The organism is Chitinophaga sp. MM2321 (genome assembly GCF_964033635.1).
In the GTDB taxonomy this organism is placed as follows: Bacteria; Bacteroidota; Bacteroidia; order Chitinophagales; family Chitinophagaceae; genus Chitinophaga.
In genome coordinates, this window is the sequence record NZ_OZ035533.1 from 5,088,675 (window position 1) to 5,101,323 (window position 12,649).

Annotated in this window: 17 protein-coding genes; 1 reads left to right on the top strand and 16 read right to left on the bottom strand. The window is 43.4% G+C overall.

Annotated elements, in window-relative coordinates; translation table 11 throughout:
* From rplE to rpsJ, 14 genes are all read right to left on the bottom strand, one after another.
* Nucleotides 1–576 carry a 50S ribosomal protein L5 gene (gene rplE / locus ABQ275_RS19730; RefSeq protein ID WP_349314870.1) on the bottom strand — a complete coding sequence of 192 codons (576 nt, stop codon included), beginning with the start codon at nt 574–576 and terminating at the stop codon, nt 1–3.
* Nucleotides 576–914, bottom strand: coding sequence for a 50S ribosomal protein L24 (gene rplX, locus ABQ275_RS19735; protein WP_349314871.1), 339 nt, complete (start codon nt 912–914; stop codon nt 576–578). Before rplX ends, rplE begins: the two co-directional genes overlap by 1 nt.
* A 169-nt stretch (nt 915–1,083) precedes the next feature.
* The gene (gene rplN / locus ABQ275_RS19740; protein WP_349314872.1) at nt 1,084–1,452 is read right to left on the bottom strand and encodes a 50S ribosomal protein L14; all 369 of its coding nucleotides are present in this window, start codon (nt 1,450–1,452) and stop codon (nt 1,084–1,086) included.
* 75 nt (nt 1,453–1,527) lie between these two features.
* Nucleotides 1,528–1,788, bottom strand: coding sequence for a 30S ribosomal protein S17 (gene rpsQ, locus ABQ275_RS19745; protein ID WP_349314873.1), 261 nt, complete (start codon nt 1,786–1,788; stop codon nt 1,528–1,530).
* A gap of 87 nt (nt 1,789–1,875) precedes the next feature.
* A complete protein-coding gene (rpmC, locus tag ABQ275_RS19750; protein WP_349314874.1) occupies nt 1,876–2,076 on the bottom strand; it encodes a 50S ribosomal protein L29 in 201 nt (66 codons plus the stop codon).
* Between the two features lie 69 nt (nt 2,077–2,145).
* Nucleotides 2,146–2,565, bottom strand: a complete 420-nt coding sequence (rplP, locus tag ABQ275_RS19755; RefSeq protein ID WP_106527847.1) for a 50S ribosomal protein L16 — start codon at nt 2,563–2,565, stop codon at nt 2,146–2,148.
* A gap of 57 nt (nt 2,566–2,622) precedes the next feature.
* The gene (rpsC, locus tag ABQ275_RS19760) at nt 2,623–3,417 is read right to left on the bottom strand and encodes a 30S ribosomal protein S3 (RefSeq protein WP_349314875.1); all 795 of its coding nucleotides are present in this window, start codon (nt 3,415–3,417) and stop codon (nt 2,623–2,625) included.
* Between the two features lie 61 nt (nt 3,418–3,478).
* Nucleotides 3,479–3,829 carry a 50S ribosomal protein L22 gene (gene rplV / locus ABQ275_RS19765; protein ID WP_349314876.1) on the bottom strand — a complete coding sequence of 117 codons (351 nt, stop codon included), beginning with the start codon at nt 3,827–3,829 and terminating at the stop codon, nt 3,479–3,481.
* A gap of 95 nt (nt 3,830–3,924) precedes the next feature.
* A complete protein-coding gene (gene rpsS / locus ABQ275_RS19770) occupies nt 3,925–4,191 on the bottom strand; it encodes a 30S ribosomal protein S19 (RefSeq protein ID WP_349314877.1) in 267 nt (88 codons plus the stop codon).
* A 71-nt stretch (nt 4,192–4,262) separates the two neighbouring features.
* Nucleotides 4,263–5,096 carry a 50S ribosomal protein L2 gene (gene rplB / locus ABQ275_RS19775; protein ID WP_349314878.1) on the bottom strand — a complete coding sequence of 278 codons (834 nt, stop codon included), beginning with the start codon at nt 5,094–5,096 and terminating at the stop codon, nt 4,263–4,265.
* Nucleotides 5,097–5,184: 88 nt separating this feature from the next.
* Nucleotides 5,185–5,484 carry a 50S ribosomal protein L23 gene (gene rplW / locus ABQ275_RS19780; protein WP_349314879.1) on the bottom strand — a complete coding sequence of 100 codons (300 nt, stop codon included), beginning with the start codon at nt 5,482–5,484 and terminating at the stop codon, nt 5,185–5,187.
* Nucleotides 5,485–5,550: 66 nt separating this feature from the next.
* Nucleotides 5,551–6,192, bottom strand: a complete 642-nt coding sequence (rplD, locus tag ABQ275_RS19785) for a 50S ribosomal protein L4 (RefSeq protein ID WP_349314880.1) — start codon at nt 6,190–6,192, stop codon at nt 5,551–5,553.
* A 1-nt stretch (nt 6,193) separates the two neighbouring features.
* On the bottom strand, nt 6,194–6,811 hold the full coding sequence (gene rplC / locus ABQ275_RS19790) for a 50S ribosomal protein L3 (RefSeq protein WP_349314881.1): 618 nt from the start codon (nt 6,809–6,811) through the stop codon (nt 6,194–6,196).
* Between the two features lie 192 nt (nt 6,812–7,003).
* Complete coding sequence (gene rpsJ, locus ABQ275_RS19795) at nt 7,004–7,309, bottom strand: 30S ribosomal protein S10 (RefSeq protein ID WP_012789286.1); 306 nt, start codon at nt 7,307–7,309, stop codon at nt 7,004–7,006.
* Between the two features lie 531 nt (nt 7,310–7,840).
* On the opposite strand from rpsJ, the gene ABQ275_RS19800 reads away from it, so the two are divergent.
* The gene (locus tag ABQ275_RS19800) at nt 7,841–8,203 is read left to right on the top strand and encodes a hypothetical protein (protein ID WP_349314882.1); all 363 of its coding nucleotides are present in this window, start codon (nt 7,841–7,843) and stop codon (nt 8,201–8,203) included.
* 903 nt (nt 8,204–9,106) lie between these two features.
* Here ABQ275_RS19800 and ABQ275_RS19805 read toward each other — a convergent pair.
* Nucleotides 9,107–9,721 (bottom strand): hypothetical protein, encoded by a 615-nt coding sequence (locus ABQ275_RS19805; RefSeq protein ID WP_349314883.1) that lies wholly within the window; start codon nt 9,719–9,721, stop codon nt 9,107–9,109.
* A 690-nt stretch (nt 9,722–10,411) separates the two neighbouring features.
* Nucleotides 10,412–12,556, bottom strand: a complete 2,145-nt coding sequence (gene fusA, locus ABQ275_RS19810) for an elongation factor G (protein WP_349314884.1) — start codon at nt 12,554–12,556, stop codon at nt 10,412–10,414.
* Nucleotides 12,557–12,649 lie beyond the last annotated feature (93 nt).

Here is a 12,649-nt window from a genome sequence, read left to right on the forward strand (position 1 = left end):
TTACTGATTATCTTTTTTCATGTTCCTGAACGGCATACCCAATTCTCTCAGCAGCTCGTAAGCTTCTTCGTTGGTTTTTGCAGTGGTAACAAAAGTGATATCCATACCGGACATTTTTGTTACTTTATCGATATCGATTTCAGGGAAGATGATTTGTTCTGTGATACCCATTGTGTAGTTACCACGACCATCAAAAGCTTTTTCGTTGATACCTTTGAAGTCACGTACACGTGGCAGGGAAACAGATACCAAACGATCCAGGAAGTCGTACATATTAGTGCTGCGCAATGTAACGCGTGCACCGATAGGCATGTTCTTTCTCAGTTTGAAATTGGAGATATCTTTCTTAGACATGGTAGCGATAGCTTTCTGTCCGGAAATACGGGACATTTCGTCTACAGCGATGTCTACGAGTTTTTTATCACCCACAGCACCATTGATACCCTGGTTGAGGCAAATTTTTACCAGACGGGGTACCTGCATTACACTTTTGTAATTGAATTTCTTCATCAGTGCACCTGCAACTTCCTGGTGATATTTAGTTTGCAGTCTCGGAGTATATTTAGAGTTAGCCATTATTTAATTACCTCCCCTGATTTTTTAGCGATACGAATTAATTTACCATTATCTCTCTGCCTGTTCACCCTGGTAGGTGCACCCGCCTTTGCATCCCACAACATTACGTTGGAAATAGCGATAGGCGCTTCCTGCTTTACAATACCACCTTTGGTATTCTGTGCGGTAGGCTTCGTATGTTTGGTAATAATGTTAACGCCTTCTACAAGAATGCGGGCCTTCACAGGATTTACTTCCAGCACTTTGCGTGCTTTGGTCCGATCCTTATCATCGCCGGCAATTACCGCAACCAGGTCGCCCTTTTTAATGTTGAATTTAGGCTTAAATCTAGTTTTCATTACTTTGATTTATTTATAAACGCCAAGCGAAACAGCTGTTTCGCTTGATTAATGTTTTGTCTCGTTTTGCAAACGGGCTGCAAAGATAAGAAACATTTATGAATTTTGGAATTTTGGAATTTTTTGATGTAGATCAAAAAATTCCAAAATCAGGGAATCCGTAAATCTCTTATAACACCTCAGGAGCCAGGGAGATAATTTTCATATAACCCTTGTCTCTCAGCTCACGTGCAACCGGACCGAAAATACGGGTACCGCGAGGTTCGTCTGAGTTGTTCAGCAGTACAACCGCGTTGTCGTCGAAACGGATATAAGAACCATCTTTACGACGTAATTTGTTTTTGGTTCTTACGATTACGGCTTTCGTAACCATACCTTTTTTTACACCACCGCCAGGCATAGCATCCTTTACAGTTACTACAATCCTATCGCCTACTTTAGCGTAGTCCTGGCCGGAGTTACCTAACACGCGGATGCAAAGAACTTCTTTGGCACCACTGTTATCAGCCACACTCAGCCTTGATTCCTGTTGTATCATCGTAATGAGTTTGAATTTGTTTAATCAGCGGCTGTAACCGGGGTTGCCGGATACAGCTTGAAACAAAATAAATAATTATTTTACTTTAGCGATTACTTCTACCAGTCTCCAGCATTTGTTTCTGCTTAAAGGACGTGTTTCCGCAATTCTTACGGTATCCCCTATGTTACACTCGTTCTTGTCGTCATGCGCCATGAACTTGGTAGATTTTTTAACGAATTTACCATAGATGGGGTGCTTTACCTTACGCTCCACTTTAACAGTGATGGTTTTATCCATTTTGTTGCTGGCAACCACACCAATCCTGGTTTTTCTTAATTTTCTTTCGGTCGTCATTGTTGAAAGTATTTAACCCTCTTTTACAGAGGTCATAAATGTGTTATACTAATGCTGTCTAGCAATCCCGGCGATGCCGGGGAGGATTTAGAAGCCCAGTTGTTTTTTGCGCAATTCAGTTTGCATACGTGCAATATCGCGTCTCACGGAGCGGATGCTCATCGGATTTTCGATAGGCGTGATTGCATGACCGAATGTCATCTTCTTTAAGCGCAGTTCCTCTGCAGAGATTCTCTCTTTGAGGTCTTGTTCGCTCAGGCCTTTCAGATCCAGCTTTTCTTTTGCCATTGTATTTAATTTGATTCAGTTTGCTACCGGAGCAGCTCACCGGATTTATTAGTTATTGTATACCTGTAATTAAGCAACGAAATCGCGGCTGGTTACAAATTTTACTTTGATGGGCAGTTTCTGTGCTGCGAGTTCCATCGCTTCTTTCGCTACCTGTAAGGAAACGCCGTCTGCTTCAAATAAAATTCTACCTGGTTTAACTACTGCTGCCCAATGGTCAGGAGCACCTTTACCTTTACCCATCCTCACTTCCAAAGGCTTAGCTGTGATAGGCTTGTCAGGGAAAATGCGGATCCAAACGTTACCTTCACGTTTCATATGCCTAGTCAGGGCCACACGGGCAGCTTCGATCTGCCTGTCTGTGATCCACTTAGGTTCTAATGCTTTAAGACCGAAAGTACCAAAGGAGAGGGTAGCGCCTCTTTTAGCGTTCCCTTTGATGCGGCCTTTGTGCATCTTCCTGTGTTTCGTTCTTTTTGGCTGTAACATCGTCTATGTTGTTAATGTTAATAGTAATTGTTAATGTTTGCTTTACCCACAGATATACTATCTGCGGCCACCGCCACGGTTATCACCGCCTCTTCTGTCACCACCACCGCGGTGATTTCTGTCGCCATGATCTCTGCGTTCTCCACCATGATGATGTTCACGACCACCGCCGCGGTTGTCACCTTCTTTGCCGGTTAACACGTTAGGGTTCAGATCGCGTTGACCCAGTACTTCACCTTTACAGATCCATACTTTGATCCCGATTTTACCGTAAACGGTTAAAGCGAAGAGGGAAGCGTAATCGATGTCCATACGGAAAGTGTGCAAAGGTACGCGACCTTGCTTCATTTCTTCTGAACGGGCGATTTCAGCACCACCTAAACGGCCGCTTATTTTCACTTTGATACCTTCTGCTCCCATTCTCAGTGCAGTAGCAATAGCCATTTTGATAGCACGTTTGTAGTTGATACGGCTTTCAATTTGTTTGGCGATTGTTTCAGCAACGATGTTGGCATCCATTTCAGGACGACGGATTTCGAGAATATTGATCTGTACATCCTCTTTACCAGTCAGTTTCTTCAGCTCTTCTTTGATGCGATCAACTTCTCCACCACCTTTACCAATGATGATACCTGGTTTAGACGTATGAACAGTGATGATCAACTTACCTAAAGTTCTTTCGATCACAACTCTTGAGATACCGCCTTTATTGATACGGGCGTTCAGATAAGTTCTGATCTTGTTATCTTCGATCAGTTTGGTAGCATAATCTTTTTTGCTGCCATACCAATTAGAGTCCCATCCTCTGATGATACCTAACCTGTTACCAATAGGATTTGTTTTCTGACCCATGTTCTGGTTATTTGTCTATTAGTTTAATAGTTTTAATTTCTATCTCTGTGGTATGAAACGCTTATTGAGCACTTTTACCATCCACCACAATCGTAACGTGATTACTTCTCTTGCGGATACGGTAACCCCTTCCCTGTGGAGCCGGGCGCATTCTTTTCAGGGTGCGGCCGCCATCTACAAAAATGGTTTTTACGATCAGGTTAGCATCTTCAACCCTGGCACCTTCGTTCTTCACTTTCCAGTTTGCGATAGCAGATACCAGCAGTTTTTCTAAAGGTACGCTCGGGTGCTTTGGATGGAATTTCAAAATATTCAAAGCCTTCTCCACATCCAGACCACGGATTAAGTCTGCCAGCAAACGCATTTTGCGGGTGGATGTCGGATTGTTGTTCAGCTTAGCTACTGCTTCCATTGTTATTAATTTCTTTTATTATTTAGTGTCTGATGCCTGATGTTTGATGGATTGGTTTGAAACCTGTCTTCAAACCTCAAACGCCAGACTATAATTTACATTTTCTTATTTACGTGACCTCTAAAGTTACGTGTGGGTGCAAATTCGCCCAGTTTATGACCAACCATAAATTCCGTTACATAAACAGGAATAAATTTGTTGCCATTGTGTACAGCGAAAGTGTGACCAACGAAATCAGGCGTAATAGTAGAACGGCGACTCCAAGTTTTGATAACTGTTTTCTTGGTGCCCACATTCATTTTCTCCACCTTATTCTCTAGTTTCTGGTCTACGTAAGGACCTTTTTTTATGGAACGAGCCATGTCTTCTTATTTATGATTTTTCCAATTTCGGATTCCGGATCTTTACTTTCCGGAATCCGAATTCCGAAATATTATAATTTTTTACCGTTTTTCCTGCTGATGATCAGTTTATCAGAGCTCTTCTGCGGTTTCCTGGTTTTCAGACCTTTCGCATATTTGCCTGTTCTGGATCTTGGATGGCCGCCGGAAGATTTACCTTCACCACCACCCATCGGGTGATCTACAGGGTTCATCGCCACACCACGGGTGCGGGGACGGATGCCTTTCCAACGGTTAGCACCTGCTTTACCTACGGATTGCAGTGCGTGGTCGGAGTTAGAAACAGTACCTACGGTAGCCATGCAAGTATTTAATACTTTGCGCAGTTCGCCGGAAGGCATTTTCAGTACGGCATATTTTTCTTCCTTGTTGGACAGCTGTGCGTAAGCACCGGCGCTTCTTGCGATAGCACCACCTCTTCCAGGTTGCAGCTCGATATTGTGCACAACAGTACCCAAAGGCATGTTTTTCAGGGGTAACGCGTTACCTACTTCAGGAGGAGCTTCAGCACCGCTTACAACGGTAGCGCCAACCTGCAGGCCCTGTGGGGCGATAATGTAACGTTTTTCACCATCCGCATAGTGCAACAAAGCGATAAACGCGCTACGGTTAGGATCATACTCGATCGTTTTAACAGTAGCAGGAATAGTTGTTTTATCGCGTTTGAAATCTATGACACGGTATGCCTTTTTATGACCGCCACCTATGTAGCGCATAGACATTCTACCTTGTGCATTTCTACCGCCGCTCCTTTTATTGGGCTCCAGCAGGCTTTTTTCGGGGGTATCCGAGGTCAGCTCCGCGTAAGCGTTGCCTATTTTCCAGCGGGTACCTGCCGTCATTGGTTTGAACTTCTTCAGTGCCATTACTTCCTAAAAAGTTAAATGTTATTGATAAATATTAATCGTGATCTGCATATACATCCACATCCCGGCTGTTCAGGCCGGAACGGCACTACATGTTAGCATACAGATCTATAGTTTCACCTGATGCGAGGGTAATGATCGCCTTTTTGTAAGACGGTTTTTTCCCTGACACGAAACCGGCTTTTGTAAAGCGGAATTTTGCTTTACCCGGCATTACGGCAGTATTCACATCTGCTACAGTCACACCGTAAAATTCTTCTACTGCTTTTTTGATCTCCAGTTTGTTGGCTTTTTTGTCAACAATGAAGTAGTAGCGGTTGAATTTTTCGGTGGCTTTATTCACCTTTTCGGATACTACCGGTTTGATTAAAACGTCTGAAAGTTTCATCTTCTTATAGCTTATAGCTGTTAGCTGTTAGCCTTTAGCTTTGTTATTTAAATTGGTTTCAACGTCCTACGCTTCAGCCGGCTCTTCTTCTGTGAAGATTTTAGCTGCGCTTTCTGTAAACACAATGTAATTGCTGTTCATGATATCATAAGTGTTGATATCACTCAGCATAGCACCGTCTACAGTAGGGATGTTTCTTAAAGACAGGTAAACATTGTCATTGTATTCCGGTGTGATGAACATAGTCTTCTTACCGTCTACATTGATGTTCAGGTTCTTTAAAATACCAACGAATTGTTTGGTTTTAGGTGTTTGCAGGGCCAGATCTTCAATAATGATGATGCTGTTTTCTTTAGCTTTTACTGACAGGGCGGAGATCTTAGCGAGATCTTTCACTTTTCTGTTCAGTTTAAAGCCCCAACCGTGCGGTTTTGGTCCGAAGATGGTACCACCACCTTTATACAATGGGTTACGGATGTTACCTTTACGGGCGCCACCGGTACCTTTTTGTTTGTGCAGTTTACGGGAAGCACCTTGTACTTCAGCTCTGGTTTTCACTTTATGAGTACCCTGACGCTGAGCAGCGAGGTATTGTTTCACAGCCAGGTAAATTACGTGGTTGTTCGGTTCAACACCAAAGATCTCCTCGGGAAGTTCAATTGACCTTCCGGTTTTCTTACCTTCTATATTTAAAATATCGACTTGCATGTTACTTCTGGATTAAAACGATTGAACCAATGTGGCCGGGAACGGAACCACTTACCAGGATATAATTCTTTTCAGGGAATATTTTCAGGATTTTCAGACCTTTCACTTTCACTCTTTCGTTACCTGTCTGGCCGGCCATACGCATACCCTTGAAAACGCGGGCAGGGTAAGATGATCCACCAACAGAACCAGGAGCCCTGCTTCTATCGTGCTGACCGTGGGTAGCTTCACCCACACCGCTGAAACCGTGGCGTTTTACAACACCCTGGAAACCTTTACCTTTGGAAGTGCCTACAACGTCAATTGATTCGCCTTCTGCGAAGATTTCGCATGTGATAGATTCACCGAGGGCTTTCTGTACATCCGGGTTACGGAATTCTTTTACGAAACGTTTGGGAGAGGTGCTTGCTTTCGCGAAGTGATTACTTTCTGCTTTAGTGGTGTGTTTTTCTTTCTTCTCACCGAAAGAAACCTGTATTGCATTGTAACCGTCTGATTCCAGGCTTTTTACCTGTGTTACAACGTTGGGACCTGCTTCGATAATGGTACAAGCTGTTTGCTTACCATTGGACTCGAAGATACTGGTCATACCAATCTTTTTACCAATAATACCTTTCATTTTTTATATGATTTTACCCAGCGCCTGGGGGATTTCGAGCTATCCCCAGGATGGGCGGTTTAAATACATTTATTGGGCGGCCGCCCAGAAGGCGCGACCTATGTGACTTTGTTAAAATTGTTACTCACTGATAATCAGCAAATAACCATAAATCAATTAAAGGCGGGCCTTTTGCCCTGCCTTGCTGTTGTCCTATGCTTTAATTTCAACTTCTACCCCAGAAGGTAAATCCAGTTTACTGAGTGCATCTACCGTCCTGGAAGAGGACGTGTAAATATCCAGCAAACGCTTGTGAGTACACAACTGGAACTGCTCGCGCGCTTTCTTATTTACGTGCGGAGAACGCAGTACCGTAAAAATTTTCTTCTCTGTAGGTAAAGGTATCGGACCTGTTACCACGGCGCCCGTGTTACGCACGGTTTTGACGATCTTCTCAGCAGACTTGTCTACCAGGTTATGATCGTAGGACTTCAGCTTGATTCTTATTCTCTGAGACATATGCAATGAACTTCTTCGTTTTTTCCCTTTACAATTTGGGAGGGCAAAGGTAACCCCTTTTTTTTATTTGTCAAATTATTATCTGGAAAAAATAAAAGATACCGGGCAAAAGCTTGCCACAGCCGGGGAGAAGTTGGGGTATAAAATGCAATAATCAAAAAATAAGGCCGTAGAAGAGATTCATTCTGTGGATGTTAAGCCTTATGTTAAGTTAACATGCTCGTTTTGACAAATATAGGAAAACAAAATTCAAAACCAAAAAAACCAAAAAAAATCTGAACATTTTTTATCCTGCGGCCGAAAAAAAGGGTTGTTCCCGGCAAAACCCGGAACAACCCCCTTTTTGAATAATTAAAACGATACCGGCATAACCGGCTCCCCTCTTACAGAGGTAAGCCGCCACCGATTCCGCCTAATAATGATTTTACTAATCCTAAGACTAGTGCCAGTAATTGGTTGAGTAAATCCATTTTAAATAGGTTTTCATGTAATGCCTACTCTGTTCCTGGTTTTCGGCGATCCCAGCGGGTAATGAATATGGTTAACCCCAGGATTAAATTTAAAGGCAATACCTGGATTCCAGTTCGTTCATTTTGTTCATTCTCAATGCTTTTGATCAGATTGTTCATTGTAACACCCTGGCGGATCAGAGAAGCGGGCGCGTGCATTTATCATCCCGATGAAGCCCCGATCTGCCGGAAGCAACCATTTATCAATGAGAAGGGGATTTTGCGGCATGAAAAAGCTCCGGACACACTGCCCGGAGCCATAGAGATTGTAAGGGAGATAGCACGCTTAAAAAGGCTGAATCGTCCCCTTACGGATGAAGAGCTGATTACAGTCCTCCCAGGAGCGATTGCAGCAGGGCAACAAGCGTTGCCAGCAGTTGGTTGAGTAAATTCATAAGATGGTTTTACTACTGGTTATACCTACTCTATTAAATTTGGTTTTCGGCAATCCCAAAGCTTATATATACAAGCATCCGCTAAAAGTAAAGGCTATTCAGAAAAATCCGTTCGTTCATTTTATTCAATCAGGATTACTACTATCCTGTGCGTTCATTCCGCTGAAGGAAGGGGTTTCAGCGATTGCTGCTGCACGAAAAAACACCGGCAGCGGATGCATTTTCAGGTATGCACAAAAAAACTCCGGTATCACTACCGGAGCAAAACAACCCGAAATAACTGGTTTATATCCCCCCGAGGGCAGACATCAGTAATGCCAGTAAACCTTTCAAAAAGGTATTTAATGCGTCAGTGATCATAATATGCTGTTTAAAAAATCTGCCTACTCTTTTATATGGTTTTCGACAATCCCATCAGCTGAATGTGGCTACTATCAATGGTAGAATATGCTGTAATTCCGTGAGGATAACAAGTATGTCATCAACCGTATTACAGCATTATTCCATGCATAAAAACGCCGGTCCTGCACCGGTGTTCCTATAAGGTTACTGTCAGCCAGGCACTTACAGCGCGCCGGTTACCGTGTTCAGAAACTTAATAATTGCCAGGAGAATAGTGTCTAACATAAGGGAGTGATTGATGGATGTGAGGCCTACTCTTTTATTGGTTTTCAGCAACCCCATTGACTAAGCCAGTTTAGTCATGCCTCTAAAATAAATGCTTCCGTTTAAAAAATGTCTGTTCAATTGGTTCATTCTCACACTCCCTGTTCATTTTGTTCAGCAGGCTACCAGCGCCCCATCCCTTAGTGAGGAAGCCTAATTAAAAAGGTTCCGAAGCAATTTATCATTGCTACCGGAACCTTTACTTTTTTACTTGCCAGTTCAACTATTTATTTACCTCTTTCTTCTTTATAAATCTGTTTTGCTTTGGCAGATGGCAGATAGATCTGGAAACCTATACCCAGACTCAACTGACTGGCAGTCGTAGAATTACCTCCACCAACGGTAAGGTCATATTTCAACAATCCTTCCAAACCAATATTAGGGGTAATAAAATAAGAAATACCAGGCCCGATCCCAATATTAAAACCGTTGGTAGAAGCCGCACTGGCAGGGTTTTTACCAGCAAATCCTACATTGCCTTCTGCAAAGAAGCGGACTCTCTTGGAAAATTCCAGTTTCCTTACATTTTTATCTTCCACAAAATAACGGGCAAAACCACCAATGCCATAATTGGTGCTGGATGTTTTTACATCCGTAGTCTTATCCTTTGTGGTAGCCAATCCGAAATCAACATACGCACCAATAGCCAGCCCGTCTTTAATAAACCAGCCCACCTTCGGGGAAAGGTTTAAATTGAAAGCATTCCCTTCCTTCTGGAAAATGAAGTTAATATTTGTGAGATCGGCGCCCACCATAATATTACCTTTCTGAATCTGTGCCTTAACGGTTGACCCCAATAATAATGCTACTGTAACGAGGGTTAATAGACGAGTTTTTTTCATAGTGTGATTTTTAGTTTTAACAATTAAACATGCTGAATGAATACTAATAAGCAAGGCAAAACGGCCATGACAATTACTCTTTGCGGCTATGGCAGCATTTTCGCTACCTGGTAATGAACTGATTTAATAGAGGCAGGGGGATAATGGGTAGTCTTCGAAACTTCAAACAATCACAAACATTTTTAAACAGCAAACCTGCTGATGAAGCAAAACTACTGAAAATGAACGTAATAAGTATTCATCTCTCTAAAAAAAATATATAAAAAATCATACTGTACAAGCGTAGTCTTTCCGTTTTATAACCCTATAACATTCACAACTTCCATGTTGTTGTATAAAAAAAGGTGCTGACCCATTATTTTTTCCGGAACACTTTTCCCAGGCATATTAATTCCGCTTTATCCGGCCCTTGCATTGCTTGTTTTAAGCCAGGCAACACCTCATCCATCCGATGGCTGATACAGGGATTATGCGCCCCTTACAGGGTAAAATAAAAAAAGGTCCTGTTGGAACAGGACCTGGCATCTCGCAAAAAGTAAATTACAGTATGTAGGTTATCAGCACCGAAAATATCGAAAAAAGTTTTCCCGGCAATAGCATGTTCATGTGAAGACTTTCCCGGATGTTCCTTAAAAGTAGAAAGGTTGCTCTGCGTGAGCAGAACAACCTTTCCTATAAAAGAAGCTATGATTAAGCGTTTACTTTGCCTTTCACTTTAGCTACCACTTCTTCCGCCACGCTGGTTGGAGCCGGAGCATAGTGGGAGAATTCCATGATAGAGCTTGCACGACCGGACGACAGTGAACGCAGCTGTGTTACATAACCGAACATTTCGCTCAGTGGCACTTTAGCTTTGATTACCTGTACACCGTTTTTGGAGTCCATACCTTCCAGCATACCACGACGACGGTTCAGATCACCTGTCACATCACCCATGTACTGGTCTGGTGTTAATACTTCCACTTTCATGATAGGCTCCAGCAATACTGGTTTAGCTTTGCGGGCTGCTTCACGGAAAGCCGATTTGGCACACAATTCAAATGACATCGCATCAGAATCCACCTGGTGGAAAGATCCGTCGAACAGACGTACTCTCAGGTTCACCAGCGGGAAGTTTGCCAGTACACCCTGGCTGAGCGACTGTTCAAATCCTTTCTGTACCGCAGGGATGAATTCTTTAGGGATAGATCCACCAAAGATATCATTTACGAACTGGAATGATTTGCCTTCGTTCTCTTTCAGCCATTCAGCATCGGCAGGTCCGAGTTCTATCTGGATGTCAGCGAATTTACCACGACCACCGGTTTGTTTCTTAAATACCTCACGGTGTTCAACTTTAGCGGTCAGGGCTTCCTTGTAAGCAACTTGCGGAGCTCCCTGGTTAACTTCTACCTTAAACTCGCGACGCATACGGTCAACGATGATTTCCAGGTGAAGTTCACCCATACCACTCAGGATGGTTTGGCCGGTTTCTTCGTCAGTTTTTGCTTTCAGGGTAGGATCTTCTTCTACCAGTTTAGCGATAGCCATACCCATTTTATCAACGTCTGCCTGCGTTTTAGGCTCAATGGCGATGTGGATAACGGGTTCCGGGAAGGTCATGATTTCCAGTACGATCGGATGCTTCTCGTCGCACAGGGTATCACCTGTTTTGATATCTTTAAAACCAACAGCAGCACCGATATCACCGGCTTCGATGAATTCGAGTGGGTTCTGCTTGTTAGCGTGCATCTGCATAATACGGCTGATACGCTCGTTTTTACCGGTACGGGTGTTCAGTACGTAAGAACCAGCATCCAGGTGACCAGAGTAAGCCCGGAAGAACGCCAGACGACCTACGAAAGGATCGGTCATGATTTTGAAGGCCAGTGCAGCGAATGGTTCCTTTGCATCTGGTCTGCGTAAAACTTCCTCACCGCTGTCGGGGTTGGTACCTTTTACGGCTTCGATGTCCATTGGAGAAGGCAGGTAACGGCAAACCGCATCCAGCATTTTCTGAACACCTTTATTTTTGAAGGAAGAACCGCACATCATCGGAATGATAGCGATATCGATGGTAGCCTTACGGATAGCTTCGTGGATTTCCGCTTCAGAGATCGTATTTGGATCGTCGAAGAATTTCTCCATCAGTTTATCATCATATTCAGCTACTGCTTCAACCAGGTTAGCTCTCCATTCTTCTGCCTCAGCTCTCATGTCGGCAGGAATTTCAATTTCCTGGTAAGTAGCGCCTTTACCTTCTTCGTCCCAGATGATTCCTTTCATGGTGATCAGATCTACCACGCCTTTGAAAGACTCTTCAGCGCCGATAGGCAGTACTAAAGGAACGGGGTTTGCACCCAGCATTTCTTTTACCTGCTTAACAACGTTCAGGAAGTCGGCACCGGAACGGTCCATTTTATTTACGAAACCGATACGTGGTACACGGTAGCGGTTAGCCTGACGCCAAACGGTTTCAGACTGTGGTTCAACACCGGATACGGCGCAAAACAATGCCACCAGACCGTCCAGCACACGGAGAGAACGCTCTACCTCTACGGTAAAGTCCACGTGACCTGGCGTATCAATGATGTTGAATTTATATTGCTTGGTATCAGGTTGTACTTTACCCTGCAGGGTTGGGAAATTCCAAAAACAAGTGGTAGCAGCAGATGTGATGGTAATACCTCTTTCCTGCTCCTGTGCCATCCAGTCCATGGTAGCAGCACCCTCGTGCACCTCACCAATCTTGTGGGATTTACCTGTATAATACAGGATACGCTCTGTGGTAGTGGTTTTACCCGCATCAATGTGCGCCGCAATACCAAAGTTCCTTTGAAATCTTAAGTCTGCCATAATATTAAAATGACTAAATAATGCAATTTGGGGGGCAAAGGTAACTTTTTTTTGCCAATAAATCTAACGACAATAGATTGCCAAATTGTTATT